This window comes from Bacillus daqingensis, assembly GCF_042654445.1.
GTDB lineage: Bacteria > Bacillota > Bacilli > Bacillales > Salisediminibacteriaceae > Alkalicoccus > Alkalicoccus luteus.
In genome coordinates this window covers 391,073-414,575 of the sequence record NZ_JBHSGK010000013.1, presented here as the reverse complement: position 1 = coordinate 414,575, position 23,503 = coordinate 391,073, and the positions used below count along the sequence as shown (strand labels likewise).

The following is a 23,503-nucleotide window of genomic DNA, read 5'->3' as shown; positions in this document are numbered from 1 at the left end:
ATGAAATGAACTGAAAGCCGTTTACGCAGGCTGTCTTATTTGCACAACGTACAGTGTATAATGAAGCTTCCGTTGTGTCAATAGTTTACTGCGGATAATTAGGAGTATCCTAAAAGAGCTCTGCGCTTTTCACCAGCAGACAGAGGCGTACGTCTCAGAATCAGCCAGGGCCGGGTTCTTCGATGATGGTGCTGGCTGCAAACAAAAAAGACCCGGCTGTGCCGGATCCTTTGCCTAATTGCCAGCTGCCTGAAGAAGCGTGACACCGCGTTTATCTGACAGGGAGCGCTCTTACTATTTCCTACAAATGCTTTTCCAGAACGGCTGCGAAGGCTTCAATGCCCTGCTGATCTGTTTCAGTAAAACGGGCTTTAGAAGGACTGTCAATATCGAGCACGCCGAAAATCTCTCCGTCCTTAAATAATGGAACAACAATTTCGGAGTTGGAAGCAGCGTCACATGCGATGTGGCCGGGAAAAGCGTGAACATCTTCGATCCGCTGCGTTTTCTGCTCACTGACTGCCGTGCCGCAAACCCCTTTGCCGTAGGCGATGTGCACACACGCCGGGAGTCCCTGGAATGGTCCAAGAATTAATTCGTCGTTTTTCCAAAGGTAAAAGCCGACCCAGTTGACATCATTCAGGAACTGATTGAGTAGAGCAGAGGCATTACTCAGATTCGCGGTAACATCCGTCTCCCCCTCAAGGAGTGCATCCAGCTGACGGGACAGCATCGAATACTGCTCTTCAAGAGTGCCGGAAGTGGTAACAGCTTCAAACATGGGTCATCATCCTTTTTAGATAAAGTATATGACGAGCATTATAGCACAGCCTCATCAGAGGTGGAAAGGGCTCTGCTCGGTAAAAAATGCGTCTACAGCAGCGCGGGATGCACCGACTTGACTGCTTTTATGCGCATCAGAGCCGTAAACGAGCCGGACGCCCTTTGCGAGAGCGTGTTTGAGTGCTTCTTCAGGCGGGTAGTGCTCTTCGCATAGAGGCTTATAAAGACCGGCCGTATTAACATCAAGCGCCAGCTCTTTTTCTGCCGCTGTATCGATGACTGCCTGAATCCAGGGGCTGTCGTCAAAGCTTCGCGGAAACTGTTTCTGGAATTTACGTACGAGCGTAATATGGCCCAGCCGATCCGGCTTCCACTTTCCTAAATCAGCAGAGGCGGAAGCAAGAACCGTTTTATAATACAGCTGATACACTTCTTCCAGTGAGCCGCAGACTTTGATCAGCTCTGCAAATGTATCCTCATGGTAATCCATACAGACGTAGCCAGAGTCTGTGCGCAAGAAATGCACCGACAAAATCGCATCATCCAGGGATGGTCCAGCCTGATCGAGGAAGCGTTTCGTTTCGTTCTCCCAGCCATCGATATAATCGACTTCAAGCCCTGTCCGTATGATCAGATGCCCGGCATACTCCTGTTTCATTTTTTGGCATGCTTCGAAGTAACGAGACAGATCAGCGGCCTTCATACTGCTGTCCTGGTGCGGAACCGGGTCAACAAAGCCGTCAGGAAGCGGCGCATGTTCGGTGAAAGTAATTTCATGAAGTCCCGCCCGGAGAGCGGCTTCTGCATAGTCGTTCATCGTATCCGCAGATCCGTGCGGGCAAAAAGGAGTGTGTATATGAGCGTCGTGTTTAATGTGCAAGCAGGAACATCCTCTCATTAAATAGCATGCAGCTGCGGACAGCTGTTCGCATTGAAGCAACTTTCCGTGTAAAAAGGATAAAAAAGGGAGATTAATTGAAAGAAATTATGGAATAAGTTATTCCAAACCTTGTCTGTCATGATAAGATAGGAAAAGAAAGCTTTTCAATTCATTTATTATAGCACGACTATATACATATTTACTGCTGTCCAGGACGTTTTTAAAGCAGCAGGCTGGCGAAGGAGGGTTCTGATGAGCTATGTAATTTATGCAGTAATTGCCCTGCTCCTTGCAGGTATTATTTATGGGGCACTGGCACGCAGGAACATTTTCAAAGACGTGGACCGGCTAGGCGGACGGAAAGTGGAGCTGATGAACCGGCCCGTAACCGAAGAGCTGTCTAAGATGAAAGGACTGAAACTCTCCGGGGAGACCGAAGAGCGGTTCAATGAATGGCGGCGCGAATGGGACGAGATTGTAACCGTTCAGCTTCCAGACATTGAAGAAAAGCTTTTTGATATCGAAGAAGCAGCTAACCGGTACCGCTTCGGCAGAGCCCGTCAGCTGATAGGCGTGGTGGAAGAGGCGCTTTCCGCGATTGAAGCACATATTAACGATCTGATTCATGAAGTGCACGAGCTTGTACATAGTGAAGAACAGAACCGGCATGATATTCAACGTGTAGAAGAATACTATCAGGAAACGAAAAAGAAGCTTTGGGTCCATCGGGGCTCGCTTGGCACTGCCGCTGAACGGATTGACAGCGAGCTTGAGGCAGCCCACGGGAACTTCTCCGTGTTCCATGTGCAGACGGAAGAGGGCAACTATTTTCAGGCTAGAGAAACACTCCAGGGTGTCCGGGAAGCACTGGACCGCATCAATAAACTGATCGATGAGCTGCCAGCGCTGCAGCTGAAAGTAAAACGTGACGTTCCCGCTCAGCTGCGCGAGCTTGGGGACGGCATAGCAGAAATGAAGGAGCAGGGCTATCCGGTTGAACTGCTGGATCTGGAGCCGCTTCAAAAAGATCTGGAAGCAAAGTGTGCCAATGCAGAAGAAGCACTGGAGGAGCTCGATGTCGCCAGTTCATCGCTGCTGTTGGATGAAGTGGAGCAGGATCTTCAGCATATTTACGGCAAACTGGAAGAAGAAGCCGTTGCGCGCCAGGATGCAGAAACCGCGTTGCCGGAAACAGCGGCAAAGCTCGAGCAGGCAGGTCAGCTGATTGAAGCGATGAAAGAAGAGCTGGAAACTGTCAGGCTCAGCTATCAGCTGTCGGAAAAGGAAGAAGCAGAGCTTGCCGCAAGCGAAAAGAAGTGGAAAGAGCTTGTCTCCGCTTTTCGCGTACTCGAAGCTTCAAAAGAAGAGCGCAATCAGTCTTTTTCTGCTATTCAAGTCAGGCTGAAGGAGCTTGATGCCGATATTGCTGAAGTGGAAGCAGCGCTGGAAGATATGAAGGTAAACCTTGGGCATCTTCGCGAGGATGAGCTGAAGGCAGTCGAAACGGTTGCGGAAAAGAGGCGCTACCTTCGGGGAATTAAACGCCGGGTCGACCGCTGCTCCCTGCCAAGAGTGCCGGATCTGACAAAGAATCAGCTGCTGGAAGCGGAGAAACAGCTTTCGCAGGCAGAAGCCCAGCTGGAAGAGGCGCCGCTTGTCATGGAGGACGTGCGCCGTGCGGTGTCAGAGGCAGCTTCTGAAATTGATAAAGCTGCGGCGATGGTTGATAAAATGGTTGCAGATGGGGAGCTTGCTGAGCGGGTAATTCAATACGGCAACCGTTACCGCACGAAGCATGACGAGGTTCAAATTCTGCTGCTTCAAGCAGAAGACCGGTTTCGCCAGGGCCATTATGAGGAAGCAGTTGAGCTTTCGGTAAAAGGCGTCGAAAAAGTCGACAAGCAGGTACTGGACAAAGTAAATGGCACGTCGACAGAATGGAACAGTAAAGCAGGCAACGCCTGACTGCAGAGCCAGACAGCGGGGGAGATCCCGTTGTCTGGCTTTGAAATTGTCTCTTATTCTCGGACAGCTTATACGTATTTCCAGCTGCTAATTTCATACAAAACGTTCACTGTAGTTGAATTTGTGCCGATAAGGGGTATAATAGTACCAATATCATGTGAGGCGGAAGGACTGAAGCAGCGTGAAGAAGGAATGGTTGATAATCGGTGCTACTGGGGCAGTCTGTGCGGCGGTCTGGGGCGTGCTATTGATGACCGTATTTGAACCAAGCGGATCCGATCAGACTGAAACAGCTCTTTCAGAGGAAGAACAGGAATTGGTAGACTTTTATGCGCAGCAGCCGGATGATGAACCAGCTGCAGCAGCAGAACCAGATCCAGCTGATGAGCCGCCTGCAGCAGTTGAAGAAGAAAGCGAAGATTTAGAAAAGACAGAGCTCGAAGACGTACCGGAGCAGCTGATTGAGAAGATTAAGGATCAAGGGCTTGAAGTTGAGGACATCCGTGAAGCCGCGCCTGATCAGCGAATGTCAATCGATGACCTGCTTGCTTTCCTCGAGGAATTAGAAGCAATAGACGAGTAGTCAAGTGCACCGGCATCCCTTCACCGAAGCGTCGAATTCGAAAACGAGGCGAAGATCCGGTGGACACCACGAAGGAAGCCGATCCCGTTCCCTCCGGAAAGCAAATGTCCGCAGACAGCAGTCATTCATAAAACGTTATCAACATGCTGGAAACGAGCCAAACGGCTCGTTTTTTTGCTTGGAAGGAGAATGGGAAGCCTGCTGCTTATTCATCGAAATACCAGCGGGCATGTGTCTGACGCCTGGCTCGCTGGGTAAAAAGTGGGGCTGGAAAAGCGGGTCTATGTATGATAGGATTTTCCGGTGAATAAACGCACGGGGGGGGGCATCAGCAATCATGATTTATTTGGATAACAGCGCCACGACTATGCCGCACGAAGAAGTAGTTGAGACGTTCACGCGAGCGTCCACCAGCTACTTTGGCAACCCATCTTCGCTTCATAAGCTCGGCGGACACGCAGCAGCTCTGCTTGAGAAAGCACGTGCCAAAGCAGGGGAATTTCTGGAGGCAAAACAACAGCACGTCGTCTTTACATCCGGTGCAACGGAATCAAATAACCTGGCCGTGCAGGGGACGGCATATGCAAGACAAAGCAGAGGCAAGCATCTCGTCATTTCCTCGCTGGAGCATCCGTCCATTTTAGAATCAGCAGCTTACCTGGAACGGCAGGGCTTTGAGGTGACGCGTGTTCCTCCTCATACGAATGGAGAAGTAACCGTCTCATCTATAGAGAAGGCGCTTCGGAAGGATACCATTCTCGTCAGTTTGATGCATGTCAATAATGAAACAGGTGCGATCATGCCGATTGAGGCAGTCGGACGAATGCTGAAGCAATATCCAACTGTTCATTTTCATGTCGATGCTGTTCAGGCAATCGGAAAGATTCCAGTGTCATTTCAACAGAGCGGGGCAGACTCTCTGTCACTCTCGGCGCATAAAATACACGGCTTAAAAGGTACAGGATTATTGCTTTACCGTGATACAAGGCACATCATGCCGCTCTTGTTCGGAGGAGGACAGGAAGCTGGTGCACGAGCAGGGACGGAGAATCCAGCTGGAGCAGCAGCCGCTGTAAAAGCACTTCGCCTCGCCGTGGAAAACCAGGTGGAACACGCTGCTCATATGCGGGAGCTGAACGTGCAGCTCGAAGCATTTTTTGCTTCACGACCGGAAGTAGTCATCAACTCACCTGCGGAACGGGCACCGCATATATTAAACGTTTCCTGTCCGGGAAGGATGGCAGAAACGATCGTTCATGCGCTTGAAGAAAAGGATATCTATATTTCTACGACAAGCGCTTGCTCGTCAAAAATATCGAACGAAAGCAGCGTCCTTAAAGAGATGGGAGCCGATCAGGCTGTAGCAGAAAGTGCAGTGCGGATTTCGCTGTCCGGACTGACTGCTGCAGCTGAGGTCCATTCTTTCATTGAGGCCTGGGAGCAGACCGTCCCTCAAGTGGCGGCAGCGAAAGGAGCAGGAACATGAACGAAGATGCGATACTGATCCGCTATGCGGAGCTTGCGATAAAAGGGCGTAACCGGAAAAAATTCGAACGGCGCCTGGAAAAAACCATTCAACAGCTGCTGCAGCACCGTTTTCCGCAAGCAGCAACATCAAGAACGTTTGGGAGGCTTTATGTGGAGCTGAACGGAGAGGATGGAGCAAAGGTACTGGAAGCCCTGCGCCACGTTTTCGGCATTTCCTCTGTCAGTCCCGTCGTTCGAACGGCCAACATCGAAGCCGATATAAAAGAGGGAGCGGCAGCCGCGATTTCATCCGCTGTTAACCAGGGGAAACGTACGTTTAAGGTGTCATGCCGGCGAATTGATAAAAAATTCCCAACCGGTTCTCAGGAAATGAACCAGGTGATCGGCAAGTATGTGCTGCAGCAATTTTCTGAGCTGGCCGTAGACGTGCACCATCCGGATGTGGAGCTGTTCGTGGAAATTCGCCAGGAAGGGACGTCAATCACTGGGGAAAAATACAAGGGAGCAGGCGGACTGCCGACTGGAACCGGCGGTCGTGCCCTTTTGCTTCTGTCGGGTGGAATAGACAGTCCGGTTGCTGGTTTTGAAGCGATGAAGCGGGGAGTAACGCTTGAAGCTATCCATTTTCACAGTCCGCCATACACAAGCCCTCAGGCTAAGCAGAAGGTGGAGGACCTTGCAGCTGTCCTTTCTGAGTATGGGGGACCGGTGAAGCTGCACGTGGTCCCATTTACAGAAGCACAGCTGGCGATACATCAGCAGGTGCCGGATAATGTAGAGATCACCGTGATGAGGCGCTTTATGCTGCGAATGGCGGAACAGCTGGCGAATGCTGAGGACATCAAGGCGCTGATCAGCGGGGAAAGCCTTGGTCAAGTGGCAAGCCAAACGTTAGACAGCATGTATGCGATCAATCAGGTGACGTCGATGCCGGTTCTCAGGCCGCTGATCACACAAGATAAACTGGAGATCACTGAAAAAGCCCGGGAGGTCGGCACATACGATATATCGATTCGTCCTTTTGAGGACTGCTGCACGATTTTTCTTCCGGCTGATCCGAAGACGAAACCAAACGCTGAGAAAGTAGCCTACTATGAAAGTTTTCTCGCAATCGATGATATCGTAGCGGATGCAGTTGAACGAACCGAGGTCCGGACGATTGACGGCAGAACAAAGCAGGATAAAGAACTGGAGGACCTTTTTTAAGGTCCGCTGCGGCAGGCAGAATCTTTGAGAAGGGATTCTGCTTTTTTTGATAGGGAGCGCTGGCTCTGCCAAAGCATGCCAGTCGTCTGTCCGCCTGCCGGGCAGAACGGTTTTGGATAACCTGCAGCGGCGTTGGTCGCCGTGTAAGGAAACTGGAGGTGTATACCGTTGTTCTGTGTGCAAATAGGAGGCTACTGCTTGCAGGAGATGGCTCGATAACGCCATAATAGAAAGGTAAAGGAGGAAAGCGGAAATGGGGACACTTTGGTTTGGAGGAACAGTTGTACCGATGACAGAAGAAGAGCGAAGGGAGGAGGCTGTTTTCACGGAAAACGGCATCGTTGCAGCGATCGGTTCAGAAAAAGCGCTGCGCTCGGAATTTGGGGCATCGATTCATAAAGAAGTCGACCTTCGCGGAGGCGCTTTGTACCCGGGCTTTATCGACAGCCATCTGCATATGATCGGCCACGGGGAAAAGCTGCTGAAGCTGGACGTATCGTCAGTTACAAGCCTGGATCAGCTGAAAAAACTGCTCGAGCAGCAGGCTGCGGCAGTACCTGATGGCGAGTGGGTGCTCGCAGAAGGCTTTAACGAAAACTTATATGAAAACCGGACGGTTCCGGACAGGTTGTTTTTGGACGAAATATCAGCGACGAAACCGATCATGATTACACGAGTGTGCAGGCATGCGATGGCGGTAAATTCTGCTGCTCTTGAGCTTGCCGGTGTTTCAAAAGAAACGCAGTCACCGGCAGGAGGAAGGATCGAACGCTGGGACGATGGAGAGCCGACTGGTTATTTACACGACCAGGCACAGGAATTGATTAAGCCTTATTTACCTAAGATCGACCGGAATTATGTGAAGCGCGCCCTGGAAACGGCGCTTGCTGATCTGTATCAGCATGGCTTTACCGGTGGACATACGGAGGATCTGTTTTATTACAACAAGCCGGAAGAAACGGCTTCTGTCTTTCGGGAGGTAATTGGACCCCATCGAAAATTCCGGACCAATTTACTGGTACACCATGAAGCTGTCGATGTGCTGGATTCCTTTCCCGAATCGGAATTTCTGCAGCCGGGATCGATAAAATTGTTTGCTGACGGGGCACTCGGCGGGCGGACCGCGCTCTTAAAAGCTCCTTATTCCGATGCGGACACATCAGGAGTGGCGATACATACTCAGCAGCAGCTGGAAGCGATCGTGAAAAAGGCACGGACGCTGCAAATGCCGGTAGCCGTGCATACAATCGGAGATGAGGCGCTGGAGATGGCAGTGACAGCAATTGAGAACGATCCGCCTCCGGCAGGGAAACGAGACCGCTTGATTCATTTGCAGGTAACGACACCCGAGCTTCGCAGCCGGCTGAGAAATCTGCAAGTGGCGCTCGATATTCAGCCGCGCTTTACGGCCTCTGATTTTCCATGGGTAATGGACCGGCTGGGGGAAGACAGGCTCCCTCATTCATTTGCATGGAAAACGCTGCTCGAGGACGGATTGATCTGTGCGGGTGGCTCGGATGCCCCGATCGAACCGGTCGATCCGCTGCTTGGTATTCATGCCGCGGTTACGCGCCGGCGCCACGATGAAGCTCATGAGGGATGGCTTCCTGATCAAAAGCTCACGCTCTTTGAGGCGCTGCGCCTGTTTACGTCAGGGAGTGCGGCGGCCGTTTCCGAAGAACATAAAGCGGGGATGGTAAAGCCAGGCTACCGAGCTGACTTTACCGTCTTGAGCAGGGATCTTTCATTACTGGAGCCTGATGAGTGGCTGCACGTCAAAACGGTGATGACAGTAGTGGATGATACGATTGTCTATCACCGCAATCCGGAATGTGCAGAACAGCAGTAACCCCGCATCTGCTGAGCAGCGCGGGGCATCTGGTTAAAGAAAGCTTCGTTTGACTTTATGGTAAAAGAGATTGTCTTTCATTCGAAGCGTTTTGACGATCCGGTTTGACACTTTTACGTGAAGCTCGTGGCTGTGCCGGATTCCCATTGCTTCATTGTCGATTCCGACGATTGGATGATCATTGCCGTCCTGTACTATTTTCAGCGTAAGCTCCCGTTCCTTTCCCATCACAAGCGGCGAACCGAGCGTGCGGTACCTGTTGTTGTTCACGGACGCCATTTCTGTCAGCTGCATGGACGGGAGCTTCGGGTCGACGATTGCGCCCCCGAGGGACTTGTTATAGGCCGTGCTTCCTGTTGGCGTGGAAACGAGGAGGCCATCTCCGCGGAAGGTTTCAAAGTAAAGGCCGTCCACGTAAACATCGATGACAAATGTTTTAATAATGTTGGAGCGGATGGATAATTCGTTAAGGCAGTGAAACTTTTGTCCGTCGTCAGTCGTAACTTCCAGTGTCGGATAGCGCAGCACCTCCACCATGTCAGACTGCATCGCGAGTTCTACCCGGTCCGGATCGTGGATGCTGAAGTCGGTATAAAAACCGAACTCTCCGTCGTTGATGCCGATATAGAGGGCGTCTTCCCGGAAGCCTGTTTTTTGAAGCGCCTGCAGAAACGTTCCGTCGCCGCCGAAGCTCGCAATGATGTTGGCATCTTTCGGGTGGTCGACAAGCTTGAATCCGTATTTTCGTCCAAGTTCCCGGAACTCAAGTATTTTTTGTTCAATTTCTTCTGTTTTTTTGGAAAACAGATAGACATTTTTACGGTCAGTCATAGCATAAGCACCCTTTCTGATTCCAGTCATGATACGTACATGTTTATTCTACCAAAACAGACAGAACCGCGCAGTAAGGAAGAAAAACAATGAAAGAGGAGGAGTACATAATGAATGCAAAACGTTGGATTGCCCTTGTGGCAGTATTAGCTATTATTGCCGTATCGGGAGCGGTCAGCCTCGTCACCTCTCCGGCAGATACAGATGATTTTGCCGGCGGATTCCCTGGATTCGCTGATGAACCGGTACAGGAGCGGCTGGTGGAGCAGGGGACCGATGACGGGAAAATTGCGGTTATCCGTCTTGAAGGAATTATTCAGGCTGGAGGCGACGCTCTCTTTGGCGGAGGGTACAACCATCAGCTGTTACTCGATCAGCTGGACCACGCAGCTCGCGACGCATCGGTGGACGGTATCGTTCTGCGAGTAGATACGCCGGGCGGAGGCGTTGTGGAAAGCGATGAAATACATGACAAAATTGTCGAAGTTCGGGATGAGTATGCCAAGGACATTTACGTGTCGATGGGCGGTCAGGCAGCAAGCGGCGGGTATTACGTTTCTGCTCCTGCCGATCGGATTTACGCAAACGGCCAGACGATTACCGGCTCACTTGGAGTCATTATGCAGTCGATCAACTTTGCGGAGCTTGCAGACGAGCTCGGGATCAGTGATCAGACGATCAAAAGCGGAGAATTCAAAGATATCATGTCAGCGACTCGTGAAATGACAGATGAGGATGAGGAAATTCTGCAGTCAATTGTAGATGACGCTTACGAGCAGTTTCTTGATGTTATTGAAGGCGGACGTGATTTGAGCCGCTCAGAAGTAGAGGAATTAGCAGACGGCCGAATTTTCACCGGAAACCAGGCAGTGGAAAATGGCCTAATTGATGATCTCGGAAATCTCGAAGACGTGATTGAGGATATGAAAGAAGACCTCGGCCGTGATACAGATGTGGTTGAATATGAACAAGGTTTTGGATTCGGGTCCTTTTTCGGACTTACGATGGATTCATTGTTTGAACAGCGTCAGCTGAATCAGCTGACAGAATGGCTCCATCAAAATCAGGGCGGCAGACTCCTGTATCTTTATACGAACTGAGGTGAGCAAGATGAATGAACATACAGAAGCAACAGAAACAGTGCAGGCAGAAGAACCACACGCCGTCCCTTACGCTCCTGCTGCAGAATACATGCAGGCCGGTTTCTGGATTCGTCTCTGGGCGTATACGGTCGACATTCTCGTCACGTTCTCTGCAAGCGCAGCTGTAACTGGACTGTATTTTGCAGTTACAGGAACCGACGTAACTATTCTCACGTTCAGTGTGAGCGGCATCTTATCCGGACTGGTGACCTTTTTGTATTTCATCCTGCTCACGAAATATACGGGGCGGACGCTCGGCAAACAGCTTTTCGGCCTGCGCGTCGTTTCCTTCCGACATGAAGAGATATCATGGATGGATGTGCTGTTCCGCGAATTTGTCGGGCGGTTTTTACACCGGTTTTTGATTGTAACAAATGCTTTGTATCTCGTTGTTGCGTTTCACCCGAAGAAGCGTGGGATCCACGATTTTCTTGGTGATACGGTAGTTGTTATGGAGAAGCGTGCCACTGTAACGGTACCAGAACGCAGGGAAGACAGACCGCAGCAATTGGAAAGTTCCCCAGGCGTATGATACAGTAAATTCGTAAACGAATGAATGAGAGGATGGATACCGATGGGAATTACGTTCAAAGAAAAACCAGTTACCCTCAGCGGAGCACAGCCGCAGACAGGGGAGAAAGCCCCTTCCTTTACCGTGCTCGGAACGGATTTATCGGAGGTGACGTTCGAAGCCGGAACGAAAACGCTCATCAGTGTTGTTCCGTCAATTGATACGAGCACATGTGATAAGCAGACGCGCACCTTCAATGAAGAAGCAGCTGCAGTGGAGAACGCTGAAATTTGGACGATCAGTGCAGACTTGCCTTTTGCCCAGCGCCGCTGGTGTGCAAACGCCGGACTTGAGGGTGCTCACATTTATTCAGACCACAAAACGCTCGATTTCGGTACAGCTTACGGTCTCGTGATCGAAGAGCTCCGCTTATTGTCGAGAGCGGTATTTGTTGTAGACAGCTCTGGAACGATTGTGTACAGCGAAATTGTTGGAGAAGTGAGCGGACACCCGGAGTACGACAAAGCAATCGAAGCATTGAAGCAAGCCGATTAAGGCATGAAGCCAGATGAAACAGGATACGGAAAGAACGGAGCTGACCGGCAGATGCCGGGTCAGCTCCGTTCTGTTACGCCGCATGCTGTTGAACTTTGAAAGCTGCTGTATAACAGCAGCATCGTGAAAGAAGGCGTTTTAGGTGAGATGGATTCAGCCATACTTATATATGATTTACACGCCGGTGATTGCGCTGTACCTGCTTGTCGTCTTTACCGGAAATCCGCTGCTGGAATGGATGCTGGCACCGGCTGCAGTCGTGCTGCTCGTACTCTCGTATCCGGGAGCGCCTCGTTTGTTTAAAATATTAGGAGCGGGCTTTATGGGGGCTGGTGCGGTTTTTCACTGGTATGCAGGAGGCTCGCTTGTGGAAATCCCGTTTTTGTTAACAGACAACTACGGGCTGCTGGCGCTGCTGCTCATGCTGCCGTGGATGAAAAGCGTCGTCGAAAGCGGCAAATTTGACCGGAAAATAGCAGAGCTGCTGCGGGTCAACGCGGACAGTCTCGGGAGTCTTTACCCACGCAGCTTGTTTACCTCCGTCATTCTGACTGCCTTTTTAAACCTGTCCGCAGCCCCCATATCACAAGGTGTTTTGCGTCGGAATTTAGCGTCACTGCCAGTGCGGCTTCGTAATACGTTTATCAGCCGGGCGACTTTGCGGGGGAATTCACTTGCATTGATCTGGAGTCCGCTGGAGGTGCTCATTGCCCTCACGATTTTCATCACCGGCACTGCGTATCTGGAGCTTCTCCCGTGGCTGCTGCTGATCGCGCTGCTCATGTTCTGCGGGGATGCTCTCTGGAACTACGTACGCTACAGGAATGAACCGCTTGATCAAGAGGGCATGGTGTCGCTTGACTGGAGCGGGTGGAAGCGGCTCGCAGGCAGCATGATTCATTTATTTGCTGCGCTGAGTATTTTTCTTGCCGCAGTCATTATCATGGGAAACGTAACTGGATTTGATTTTATTCTGACTGTTACGCTCCTCATTTTTCCATTCGCTTTTTGCTGGTCGCTTGTACTGCGGCGGCGCCGGCGCTTCTTGCGTATCGGCTGGCAAACGTGGAAAGAGAAAACAAATACGATGCAGCACTTTTTTGTATTGTTTCTGACCCTCTCATTTTTTGCGGCGGCTCTGGAGCAGACTGGACTGCTGGAGCTGCTGGAAGCCCCGGTGATGTATGTGCAGGATTATCCGATTCTCGTGTTCATGCTGATCCAGATAACTTTTGTATTTCTCAGCCTGTTCGGGGTGCATCCAATTGCGACAATCGGTATTCTCAGTTCTCTTAGTCCGCTGCTCATGAGCGTAATCAGCCCGCTCAGTCTGTCGATTATTTTGATCACAAGTTCGATTGCTACACTGACGGTAAACACGTACGGCCTGTTTGTACAAATTACATCTGCCAACCTCAGTGAGAACCCATACCGGATCTCGCTGCACAATCTCGGATTCGCAGGTGCCTTTTTCATCGTCAGCATATTCGTCGCCTATTTGGTGCTGTAAATGAGGTTTTAGTTTTCCGGATTCGCCATATCTGCTAAGGTGGATGACTGGGTACGACTTTATGAAAGAAGGGATGGACCAATGAAGGAGTCTACAAAAACAGAGCAGTATTTTCAAGTGCTCGATCAAGGTACGGAAAAGATCCGCGCAAAAGAGGATAATCTATATATAGAAGCGCTCGGTACGATGGGAGAAGCACTGTTTCAACGCAATTTTGCATTAGCCGGGGAGGACCTGCGCGCAGAGCTGGAACAAGCTGCTGCTTCGCTTCCAACTGAGATGCATCGGGAAGAAGTCAGAAGAGCTATTCAGCTGGCGGTTTTAAAAGGGATGAAGGAAGCCGTCCAGCCACACCATGCGATGACGCCGGATGCGGTGGCGTTGTTCATGGGGTACCTGACCAACCTGCTGCTGCAAAAGGAAGAAGGCAAGCCAGTGCTGCTTGATCCTGCAGCAGGCAGCGGAAATTTGATGACAGCCGTTTTGAATCAGCTGTCCATGGACGCTCATTTCGTTGCAGCTGAACCAGATGAAACGCTGCTGAAACTGGCATTTATGAATGCAAACCTGCAGGAGCATGAGGTCGATCTTTTCCATCAGGACAGCGTCGCCTCCCCTTTGCTCGATCATGCGGATGCAGTCGTATGTGATCTGCCAGCAGGATACTATCCCGATGATGAGACAGCGTCCGGCTTCCTCGTTAAAGCAGAGGAGGAAAAAACGTATGTGCACCATTTGCTGATAGAGCGGTCTATTCGGCACGTGAAAGAGGGCGGCTTCCTTGTGCTGCTCGTGCCAAATCAGCTGTTTCACTCCAATCAGGCAGCACAGCTTCAGGAGATGATCCGGAAGAGCGCGTACATTTATGCGGTGCTGCAGCTGCCGGAAACAATGTTTAAGACACGTGGTTCCGGGAAAAGTATGTTGATCCTGCGTAAAAAAAAGGATGGGATTGTGCCTCCGTCGCAGGCGCTGCTTGCAGAGATGCCTTCGTTTACAAAAGAAGCGGCACTGGCAGATATGATGAAACGGATCTCTGGATGGATAGAGGATAACGTCCACGAATAACTGTATCAATTCAGAATCGGCATGGTGTAGTATAGTTTTCTTTTTAGTGAAGAAAACCCTTTCATTGCAACGTTTTTGGAATGTTATTGTGTTACAATTCTGTTTTTATTTTTAGTTAGCACAGAGGTTGCATTCTGCTCTGCACAGTGTTTTAATTATGGTTGACAAACAATCGTATACACGATGAAGGAGCGATGAACAGATGTCGAAAATCATGGCGATCAACGCCGGCAGCTCATCACTGAAGTTTCAGCTGCTGACGATGCCTGAAGAGACGGTCGTAACTAAGGGCCTTGTGGAACGGATTGGAATGGATGACGCTGTATTTGCAATAGAGGTAGATGGCGAAAAGAGAAAGGAAACGACGTCCATCCCGGATCATGCAGAGGCGGTGAGACTACTGCTTGATAAGCTGACACGCTACCGGATTATCTCATCTCTGGATGAAATTGAAGGAATCGGCCACCGTGTCGTGCACGGCGGAGAGAAGTTCAACGATTCCGTCTTTATTACAGATGAGGTTATTCAGGGGATTGAGGATGTGTCAGAGCTCGCGCCGCTTCATAATCCGGCCAACCTGACTGGTATTCGGGCTTTTCGGGAGGTGCTTCCAAACGTACCAGCTGTAGCGGTATTTGACACAGCCTTCCACCAGACGATGCCGGAAGAGTCTTATTTGTACAGCCTTCCGTATGAATATTATGAGAAATACGGCATTCGGAAATACGGTTTTCACGGAACGTCGCACAAATATGTCTCGGAGCGTGCCTCTGAAATGCTTGGCCGTCCTGTCGAAAATCTGCGCCTCATTTCCTGCCACTTGGGCAACGGTGCGTCCATTGCAGCGATTGACGGCGGTAAATCGATTGACACTTCCATGGGCTTTACCCCGCTTGCAGGTGTCACGATGGGGACGCGTTCCGGAAACATTGACCCGGCTCTGATCCCGTACATTATGGAAAAGGCAGATCTAAGTGCTGAAGAAGTAATGAACGTACTGAACAAGCGCAGCGGTATGCTCGCATTGTCCGGCTTTTCCAGCGACCTGCGCGATATTGAACTTCAGGCTTCCGATGGCAATGAACGGGCGAAGCTGGCGCTGGATGTGTTTACATCACGAATTCATAAATATATCGGTTCCTACGCGGCTCGTATGCATGGTCTTGATGCCGTTATTTTCACGGCAGGAATCGGGGAAAACAGTGATGTGATCCGCTCCCAGGTGCTCAAAGGCCTCGAATTTATGGGGATATACTGGGATCCTGCACTGAACAAGACGCGGGGCGAAGAGGCGTTTATCAACTATCCGCATTCTCCAGTAAAAGTGCTCGTCATTCCAACGAATGAAGAAGTAATGATTGCACGCGATACGCTGCGACTCGCTCATTAATAAGATAACAAGGCCGTCCCTTCCGAGGGGCGGCTCTATTTATGCTGTAAACATGGACTCGCCAGGCAGGTGTTGCTCCGCTTATCGAGATGGCCGTGAGCTTCTAAGCAGGAGAAGAGCACGGCTTTGCGCGTGCGTGCCGTTCAGCATGGAAACAAAAAGATGACAAATGTCATATGAACAGACTGACAGCTATGCCTACCTGATGGAGTTGTATGGATGTAAACTAAACGTATTGATCAACCATCAGGAGGAATGATTATGAGCCGGCAACAGTTAGCAGAACTTAAAAAGAGCGTCGCACCATTCGCAGCATCGGATACAAAAAAGAGCATCTGGCAGATGGTCAATTCGATCGTGCCACTCGTTCTTCTTTGGTACGGAGCCTATATGAGCCTTTCCGTTTCTTACTGGCTGACCTTGCCATTAGTCATCGTCGCAGCAGGCTTTGTCGTACGGACGTTTATCATTTTCCACGATTGTACCCACGGTTCCTTTTTTAAGAGCGCAAAGGCGAATAAGGCAGTCGGATTTTTAACAGGTGTGATCACACACTTTGCTTTTGATAAATGGAAACGAAGCCATACGATTCACCATGCAACGAGCGGAAATCTGGACAAGCGCGGCACAGGAGATATATGGATTATGACGGTGGAGGAATATGCGGCTGCCGGATTCTGGCAGCGAATGTCCTACCGGCTTTACCGGAATCCGATCGTTATGTTCGGACTCGGGCCCATTTTTCTCTTTCTGATTGACAACCGGTTTAACCGCCGCGGAGCTAAAACGAAAGAGCGTTTAAATACACACCTGATAACAGCTACGATCGCAGTCGTGTACGGTCTTTTGATCTGGGCTGTAGGCCTGCAGGCATTCCTGCTTGTTCAGCTGCCGATCCTCTTCATTTCCGGAGCTCTCGGTATTTGGCTGTTTTACGTCCAGCATCAGTTTGAGGATTCCTATTTCGAGAATGAATCAGAGTGGGATTTTGTCAAAGCGGCAGTCGACGGCAGCTCTTACTATCAGCTGCCGAAAGTGGTACAATGGCTGACCGGCAACATCGGCTACCATCACGTCCATCATCTCAGCCCGAAGGTTCCAAACTATCGGCTTGAGCAGACACATGAAAACACAAAGCCTTTGCAAAAGGTGACCACGATTACGCTCTGGACGAGTTTAAAAGCCGTCAACTTTCGGCTGTACGATGAGAAGAACAAACGGTTTACCGGCTACCAAGCAGCCAGAAAAATCAGAGCTGTACCGGCCAAGCCGACTTCTCCTGTTAAGACACGAAAGGGAGCATAACCAATTGAGAAGCCGTCTCTCCGCTTTGGAGGGCGGCTTCTTCTTAAAATTGCGGTTCACAGGTCCGGCGGCTCCCTGCAGGACCTGCTTTTTGATACAATAGAGGAAGAGCCGGCTGCATGCTGTACAGCCGGGTACTGACGTGTCATGGTTTACTCCGGGGGACCGTCAGATAGGGAGAGGTGCCGTATGAAAAACTGGTTTCACATATTTCCGCAGCACACCGGCTTGAGTTTGTATGCCTGGATTATATTCTGTCTGCTGCCGTTTTATTTCGTTATTGCCAATTCTGCCCCGCGTGAAATTGTAGCAGGGGTGCTGATGATCATCATTTTTTTCGCGGCTTACCGTTTTTCTTTTGTAAAACGGGGCTCGATTGTTTATGCGGCAGTCGGTATTGAACTGGCCGTAAGTATCGGGATGACGCTGTACTTCGGGTACATTTATTTCTTTTTATTTCTGGCCTTCTTTATCGGAAATATCACGCAGCGCCGTGAATTCGTTCTGCTGTACACGTTAAACGTTGTGGCAGGCGTATCATCTGCTGCTTTCGGCTTTTATATCCAAAGTGAGATTTTCATGATGCAGCTGCCGTTTATCGTTATCAGTCTGATTGGCATCCTGCTTCTTCCGTTTACGATATATTTACGAAAAAAGCAGGAGAAGCTCGAAGGGGAACTCAAGGACGCTAATAAAAAGATCTCCCAGCTGATCGTCATGGAAGAGCGCCAGCGCATAGCCCGAGATTTGCATGACACACTCGGTCAAAAGCTCTCGCTGATAGGGTTGAAAAGCGACCTTGCGGAAAAGCTGATTGAGATCAACGGCCAGGAAGCCAAGAAAGAGATCGGCGATATTAACCGCACCGCCCGGCTTGCGTTGAAAGAAGTTCGTGAGCTCGTATCGGATATGCGGGGAACGCGGCTTGCAGAAGAAATGCGGCATGTGCAGGAGATCTTGGAAATAGCCGGAATCCACTTACACGTATCAGGCAGTCCGGAGCTGAAGGAAGTGCCGCTGCTCGCAGAAAACACGCTCAGCATGTGTCTGAAAGAAGCGGTCACAAACATCGTCAAACACAGCAAGGCAACGCTGTGCGAGATTTCGATTTTGGATTCAGCGGGTGAAATTTTGGTGAAAGTAACAGATAACGGCAGCGGTTTTTCGCTTCATACAGTGCAGCAGAATGAAAGCGGAATTCAAGGAATGAAGGAACGACTGGAGTTTGTAAATGGAACGCTCGACATCGTATCGAATGATGGCACAAGCCTGTTTATGCGGATTCCGCGTATCGTGCAGCCGGTTAGAAAGGAGCAGCCGTTATGATTCGAATTGTACTTGCTGAAGACCAGCAGATGCTGCTTGGGGCTCTAGGAACCCTGCTTGGTCTAAAAGAAGACATGGAGGTTGTCGGAAAGGCAGAAAACGGCGAGGAAGCAGTGGAGTTAGTACGCACGCTGAATCCGGATGTGTGCATGATGGACATTGAAATGCCGTCTAAAACAGGTCTGGATGCGGCAGAAGAGCTGGCGGATCATCCCTGTAAAATTATCATTCTGACTACGTTTGCTCGTTCCGGCTATTTTCAGCGTGCAAGAAAAGCCGGTGTGAGCGGCTACCTGCTCAAAGACAGTCCCAGCGAAGAGCTGGCCAATTCAATCCGCACGATTATGAGCGGGCGCAAAGTATACGCGCCGGAGCTGATTGATATTGCCTACAGTACACCTAATCCGCTTACAGACAGGGAAAAAGAAGTCATGAAGCTGATCGCGGATGGGCAGACAACGAAGGAGATTTCTGCCGGCCTTTATTTAACGAACGGCACGGTTCGAAATTATATTTCGTCTATTCTTGATAAACTGGAAGTGCCCAACCGGATTGCAGCTGTCACCCTTTGCCGGGAAGAAGGATGGCTCGATTAATGGGTTGCTGCACGTTAAAACCGCCTGCGCACATTGCGCAGGCGGTTTATGTTTACTCGTGAATCAGCGTCCATCTGTAGCATTTTCTGTACGGACGATCAATACGTCGCACTTCGCATGACGCGTAATGTGTTCGGATACGCTGCCGATCAGGAACCGCTCTACAGCGTTCAAGCCGGTCGCACCGGTGACAATTAAATCCACTTCATGCTTTTTAGCGACATCTTTCGCGATTTTTACCTTTGGAGAACCGTAGTCCAAAATGAGGGTGACATCCGTTAAGCCTTGATCTTCAGCGAGCTTTTTGTACTCATTAAGCATGTCTTTGGCATACTGCTCGGCTTCTGAAAAGATCGTGCGGTCGTAGTGTTCAACCGAGGCGAAAGTCCTTGTATCGACAATGTGGGCAAGTAAGAGCTTGGCGTCGTGATCTTTCGCCAGAAGGGCGGCTTTGCGAAAAGCGCGCTTTGCTTCATCAGAGCCATCAACAGCAACGAGAATGTTAGAATAACGAACAGACATTAGTAACGCCTCCCATTTCCCAAAGTGCCGGTTTACCCGGTTATATTGTCATTCTACCATACTTATTCCCGAAAAAATGGAATGAAAACGCATTATCAGCTACTTTAATGCGTTGCAGTTGAGAACAAAGACGGATTCAGCGACAATAGATATATCACAAGATGAAGGTGGTTTTGGAATTGCGGCATGCTATTATTACGGCTGGAACGAAAGGTCTTGGCAGAAAAATGACGGAAACGATGCTGAAGGCCGGCTACGCAGTAACCGTGAATTACCGTTCGGATATAGAAGCGGTGCGTGAAAGACAGAAAGACTGGCAGGATTATGGCGATCAAATTCAGTTCGTGCAGGGAGATGTCCAGAACAAAGAGGATCTGAACCGGCTTGCTGACGAAGGGCTGAAGCGTTTCGGCAGAATTGATGTGCTTCTTCTGAACGCCGGTCCCTACATCTTTGAACGCAAAGCTCTCGCTGACTATGAGGACAGCGAATGGCATGAAATGATCAACGGCAACTTAAATGCAGCATTCTATTTACTGAAAAAAGTGATACCTGTTATGCGGGAGCAGCAGTTCGGCCGGGTGGTTACATATGGCTTTCAAGGGGCCGACCACTCACCGGGGTGGCTGTTTCGCGCAGCCTTCGCAGCATCGAAGGCAGGGCTTGCTTCTTTAACAAAATCACTGGCAATTGAGGAAGCGCCGAACGGGATCACTGCCAATATGGTATGCCCCGGTGAAATTCTTGATGAGATGAAGGAAAGTTCGATTGATTATTCGCGCCGTCAGCCCGACGATAAAACGCCGGTTGGGCGAAGCGGCACCGGGGAAGATATAGCCAGGACGGTCATGTTTCTCTTAGATGACAAAGCTGATATGATCACGGGCAGTGTTATTGAAGTGACAGGAGGCCTGGACGTTCTCCATAAGCACCGCTCTTAAAGGGAAGAGTGCATGAGCGAAGCCGCCGGCAGGCGGCTTCGTTCATGTTCCTATTCTGGTCGACGAAAAGTGCGGCATGAACTGTCAAACGGCACTGGAAGCTGCCAACATCGGCCGGTGACGACTTCGAAAAGGCTGTGTCTGCAGATGCGGGTTGAAATGGATGATCAATGATCGCGTGAGCCATAGAAGAAGGGACTGCCGCTCTGATGCTGAGTGGCAGTCCCTTTGCTTAACGTCCTTAAATGACGGTCAGGCTCGTCGGAGTCGATGTAAGCGTAACAGCTCCATCCTCTGTTAAGAGAACGTCGTCCTCAATTCGAACGCCGATTTTACCGGGAATGTAGATCCCGGGTTCAATCGTAAACGTCATACCCGGCTTCAACAAGTCAGTGTTGTCTGCGTGCATGGAAGGAAGCTCATGGACCTCGATCCCGAGGCCGTGTCCAATCCGGTGAGGAAAATACTCTCCATAGCCGGCTTCCTCAATAACTGAGCGGGCGGCATGATCGAGCGTGCCAATCGTTTCACCGGGTACGGCAGCCTTCAAGGCTTGTTCCAGTGCAGAACGGACGGTTTCATACACGCGTCGGCTCTCGTCGTCCGGCTCTCCGAAGAAGACAGTCCGGGTAATGTCAGATGCATAGCCTTTCCACATGACACCGAGGTCGAACAACACACTGTCTCCTTTTTTGAGCGGGGCAGTCCCCGGCACACCGTGCGGATCTCCGCCGTTGCCGCCAAACAGAACCATCGGCTGAAAGGACATTTCCCGAACGCCCTGTTTTTTCAAGGAATATTCGATAGCGGCGACAACCTCTACCTCGGTAACGCCTTCCTGAAGAGCGTTAATACCGGCTGAAATGCCTTTGTCTGCAAGAGCAGCTGCTTCCTTCAACAACTCTTGTTCGTCAGGTGCTTTCACAAGGCGGCTGCCCGTTAACACGTCATCTGCTTCGACGAATGTTGCATCCGGTGCAAGGCGCTGCCAGGATTTCAGCCTGCTCCAGGAGATGCCGCTTTCCAGTGCGATCGTCTCCGCACGGACGTGTTGATCTGACAAATACTGCTGCAGCTTTTCCCACGGATCTTCGGTATCGGTGTAGCCGATAATGGGAGCATCGATCATTTGCCTAATCTGATTTATTTCCATTGCGGGACATACGATGAGCGGGTCGCCCTCGGCAAAAAGAAGCACGGCGAGCAGCCTCTCGTGCGGATCGGCATCAAAGCCGCTTATGTAAAACACATTTGGTCTTGACTGAGCCATCAGCACATCGATTCCCTGCTGCATCATCTGTTTTTGAAGAGTTTGTATACGGGTCATCTGCCACCACTCCTTAAAAGTATCTGCACTCAGTCTAGCATACAGACAACCGGTGGGAAGCCGCAGGAAATTAATTTGGGGATTTTCATGCATATTCACGTTGCTGAACGGGTACGGGAAAGAGGAAAATATAAAGGAGGAGAGATGGCAGATGAAAGTATCTTATCATGGACATTCCGTTGTAAAAATTGAAACGAACGGCACGAACATTCTCATTGATCCTTTTATAACCGGTAACGGCCTGACCGATTTGGAGGCTGATAACACGAAGGCAGACGTCATTCTGCTTACACATGGACATAATGACCATGTCGGCGACACAGTAGATATCGCGAAGCGCAACGATGCCCTTGTCGTGGCGCCGTTTGAATTGGCCACATATCTTGGTTTTCAGGGAGTGAATGCTCATCCAATGCATATCGGCGGCAGCCATGAATTTGCGTTCGGTACCGTTAAGCTCACTCAGGCGTTCCATGGCTCTGCCTATACAGAGGAAGAGAACCAGCGGATCGTCTATACCGGCATGCCGGCGGGAATTTTATTTTCGGCAGAAGGAAAAACAATTTATCATGCCGGAGATACAGGACTCTTTTCCGACCTGAAGCTGATTGGCGAGCGCAATAAAATTGATTTGGCTTTTCTGCCGATCGGAGACAACTTTACGATGGGGCCTGAAGATGCTGCCACCGCAGCGGAGTGGATACAGGCCTCCCACGTCGTTCCGGTTCATTACGACACGTTCGATGTCATTAAACAGGACCCTCAGGCATTCGTTGACCTGCTCGATGTAAAAGGAAGCGTTATGAAGGCGGGAGATTCCCTCGATCTGTAGGCAGCTTCTGCATGAAAATACGCCCGGTGCATGAATGCGCCGGGCGTTTGTACGCTTAAGAGGAATTACGGATAGAGCTCATTTCCTGATTCCATATAAAGCATTACTTCCTCATTATAAGCATTGGCGATAGAGATGCTGTTGCCTTCATCAGAGGCGTTGTTATATTCTTCCTCAAGCAGCGGGTACAGCTCTTCCCAAATAACGCTTCGTTCAATATGATCCCGGTCAAATTCAAGAAAAAAATCTTCTGGAGAAATGTCGAGTGCCTCTGACATACCTTGTACAGAAGCCGGCATGTTCCCTTCATAAAGTTCCACGTTATAGCGGGCGTGGTTTTCGACCATTTCTTCTGTTACTTCCACTTCATAAGCGATCAGGGCATATTCCCGCCAGAGCGTTTCAAATTCACTCCGTTCATGTGCGAAAAGAAGGATGTCTTCAGGAGACCATGACTCATTATATTCATAGCGCTGAATGTAATAACGGATAAACCAGCGCTCCAGCTGTGCGTCCAGGCGCTGAGAGGGAGCTGCTGTTTCTGCAAACAGGTCAAGCGCTTCATTCGTCATCCGTTCATAGTGTCCGGCAGTAAAGCTAACTTCCTGATCGCCAAAAATAAGCTCTACCGTGCCGTCTTCTTCAGCAGGTACAGCATCTGGCGATTCATTCGTGCACGCTGCAGCCAGTAATAGCACTAGAAGTGCCGTCAGGATTTTCATCACGCTTCACCCATTTCTGTTCGAACACTATTCTCCCACTCTTCCTATACCCTGAACAATGAGAAAAATATCGTTAATTGTCAAATTTAGTGTGAAATTGGAGCGAAACCTCGAATTTGAGAGCATGGTCCTGATTTGGATCCATCCCCATGGGGAAAAATGGTTCATGTA

General features: G+C 50.1%; 22 protein-coding genes. 16 read left to right on the top strand and 6 right to left on the bottom strand.

Translation table 11 applies throughout. The annotated features are described in order from the left end of the window. Positions 1–301: 301 nt before the first annotated feature. Complete coding sequence (locus ACFO4L_RS13275) at positions 302–781, bottom strand: GAF domain-containing protein (protein ID WP_377910157.1); 480 nt, start codon at positions 779–781, stop codon at positions 302–304. Between the two features lie 54 nt (positions 782–835). After that, positions 836–1,663, bottom strand: a complete 828-nt coding sequence (hisJ, locus tag ACFO4L_RS13270; RefSeq protein WP_377910156.1) for a histidinol-phosphatase HisJ — start codon at positions 1,661–1,663, stop codon at positions 836–838. A 252-nt stretch (positions 1,664–1,915) separates the two neighbouring features. Here hisJ and ACFO4L_RS13265 point away from each other — a divergent pair, with 252 nt between their 5' ends. The 5 genes from ACFO4L_RS13265 (at position 1,916) to ACFO4L_RS13245 (ending at position 8,754) form a co-directional block, all read left to right on the top strand. Next, entirely contained in the window at positions 1,916–3,628 is a 1,713-nt protein-coding gene (locus ACFO4L_RS13265) for a septation ring formation regulator EzrA (RefSeq protein ID WP_377910155.1), read from the top strand. A 181-nt stretch (positions 3,629–3,809) separates the two neighbouring features. After that, positions 3,810–4,211 carry a hypothetical protein gene (locus tag ACFO4L_RS13260; RefSeq protein WP_377910154.1) on the top strand — a complete coding sequence of 134 codons (402 nt, stop codon included), beginning with the start codon at positions 3,810–3,812 and terminating at the stop codon, positions 4,209–4,211. Between the two features lie 337 nt (positions 4,212–4,548). Next, on the top strand, positions 4,549–5,697 hold the full coding sequence (locus ACFO4L_RS13255) for a cysteine desulfurase family protein (protein ID WP_377910153.1): 1,149 nt from the start codon (positions 4,549–4,551) through the stop codon (positions 5,695–5,697). Beyond that, entirely contained in the window at positions 5,694–6,905 is a 1,212-nt protein-coding gene (gene thiI, locus ACFO4L_RS13250) for a tRNA uracil 4-sulfurtransferase ThiI (RefSeq protein WP_377910152.1), read from the top strand. Before ACFO4L_RS13255 ends, thiI begins: the two co-directional genes overlap by 4 nt. A 253-nt stretch (positions 6,906–7,158) precedes the next feature. Further along, on the top strand, positions 7,159–8,754 hold the full coding sequence (locus ACFO4L_RS13245; protein ID WP_377910151.1) for an amidohydrolase: 1,596 nt from the start codon (positions 7,159–7,161) through the stop codon (positions 8,752–8,754). 33 nt (positions 8,755–8,787) lie between these two features. Here ACFO4L_RS13245 and ACFO4L_RS13240 read toward each other — a convergent pair whose 3' ends face one another. Beyond that, positions 8,788–9,585, bottom strand: a complete 798-nt coding sequence (locus tag ACFO4L_RS13240; protein WP_377910150.1) for an NAD kinase — start codon at positions 9,583–9,585, stop codon at positions 8,788–8,790. A gap of 110 nt (positions 9,586–9,695) precedes the next feature. Here ACFO4L_RS13240 and sppA point away from each other — a divergent pair, with 110 nt between their 5' ends. The 9 genes from sppA to ACFO4L_RS13195 all read left to right on the top strand — a co-directional run bounded on the left by sppA (position 9,696) and on the right by ACFO4L_RS13195 (position 18,988). Continuing rightward, on the top strand, positions 9,696–10,685 hold the full coding sequence (sppA, locus tag ACFO4L_RS13235) for a signal peptide peptidase SppA (protein ID WP_377910149.1): 990 nt from the start codon (positions 9,696–9,698) through the stop codon (positions 10,683–10,685). Positions 10,686–10,695: 10 nt separating this feature from the next. After that, positions 10,696–11,259: an RDD family protein gene (locus ACFO4L_RS13230; protein WP_377910148.1), complete on the top strand. Its 564-nt coding sequence runs from the start codon at positions 10,696–10,698 to the stop codon at positions 11,257–11,259. Positions 11,260–11,301: 42 nt separating this feature from the next. After that, positions 11,302–11,793 (top strand): thiol peroxidase, encoded by a 492-nt coding sequence (tpx, locus tag ACFO4L_RS13225; protein ID WP_377910147.1) that lies wholly within the window; start codon positions 11,302–11,304, stop codon positions 11,791–11,793. A 142-nt stretch (positions 11,794–11,935) separates the two neighbouring features. Beyond that, positions 11,936–13,303, top strand: coding sequence for a hypothetical protein (locus tag ACFO4L_RS13220; RefSeq protein WP_377910146.1), 1,368 nt, complete (start codon positions 11,936–11,938; stop codon positions 13,301–13,303). Between the two features lie 81 nt (positions 13,304–13,384). After that, positions 13,385–14,371, top strand: coding sequence for a class I SAM-dependent methyltransferase (locus tag ACFO4L_RS13215; protein ID WP_377910145.1), 987 nt, complete (start codon positions 13,385–13,387; stop codon positions 14,369–14,371). A gap of 202 nt (positions 14,372–14,573) precedes the next feature. After that, the gene (locus ACFO4L_RS13210) at positions 14,574–15,761 is read left to right on the top strand and encodes an acetate kinase (protein ID WP_377910144.1); all 1,188 of its coding nucleotides are present in this window, start codon (positions 14,574–14,576) and stop codon (positions 15,759–15,761) included. A gap of 261 nt (positions 15,762–16,022) precedes the next feature. Next, entirely contained in the window at positions 16,023–17,066 is a 1,044-nt protein-coding gene (desA, locus tag ACFO4L_RS13205) for a Delta(5) desaturase DesA (protein WP_377910143.1), read from the top strand. A 189-nt stretch (positions 17,067–17,255) separates the two neighbouring features. After that, the gene (locus ACFO4L_RS13200; protein ID WP_377910142.1) at positions 17,256–18,392 is read left to right on the top strand and encodes a sensor histidine kinase; all 1,137 of its coding nucleotides are present in this window, start codon (positions 17,256–17,258) and stop codon (positions 18,390–18,392) included. Further along, positions 18,389–18,988 (top strand): response regulator, encoded by a 600-nt coding sequence (locus tag ACFO4L_RS13195; protein WP_377910141.1) that lies wholly within the window; start codon positions 18,389–18,391, stop codon positions 18,986–18,988. The genes ACFO4L_RS13200 and ACFO4L_RS13195 overlap by 4 nt, the downstream gene beginning before the upstream one ends. A 63-nt stretch (positions 18,989–19,051) precedes the next feature. On the opposite strand, the gene ACFO4L_RS13190 is transcribed toward ACFO4L_RS13195, so the two are convergent. Then, entirely contained in the window at positions 19,052–19,510 is a 459-nt protein-coding gene (locus tag ACFO4L_RS13190; protein WP_377910140.1) for a universal stress protein, read from the bottom strand. A 179-nt stretch (positions 19,511–19,689) separates the two neighbouring features. On the opposite strand from ACFO4L_RS13190, the gene ACFO4L_RS13185 reads away from it, so the two are divergent. Next, positions 19,690–20,451, top strand: a complete 762-nt coding sequence (locus ACFO4L_RS13185) for an SDR family oxidoreductase (protein WP_377910139.1) — start codon at positions 19,690–19,692, stop codon at positions 20,449–20,451. 241 nt (positions 20,452–20,692) lie between these two features. Here ACFO4L_RS13185 and ACFO4L_RS13180 read toward each other — a convergent pair whose 3' ends face one another. Beyond that, the gene (locus ACFO4L_RS13180; RefSeq protein WP_377910138.1) at positions 20,693–21,778 is read right to left on the bottom strand and encodes a M24 family metallopeptidase; all 1,086 of its coding nucleotides are present in this window, start codon (positions 21,776–21,778) and stop codon (positions 20,693–20,695) included. A gap of 151 nt (positions 21,779–21,929) precedes the next feature. Here ACFO4L_RS13180 and ACFO4L_RS13175 point away from each other — a divergent pair, with 151 nt between their 5' ends. Further along, entirely contained in the window at positions 21,930–22,610 is a 681-nt protein-coding gene (locus ACFO4L_RS13175; RefSeq protein ID WP_377910137.1) for a metal-dependent hydrolase, read from the top strand. Between the two features lie 65 nt (positions 22,611–22,675). Here the strand turns inward: ACFO4L_RS13175 and ACFO4L_RS13170 are convergent, their stop codons facing one another. Then, complete coding sequence (locus tag ACFO4L_RS13170) at positions 22,676–23,332, bottom strand: hypothetical protein (RefSeq protein ID WP_377910136.1); 657 nt, start codon at positions 23,330–23,332, stop codon at positions 22,676–22,678. Positions 23,333–23,503: the final 171 nt, after the last annotated feature.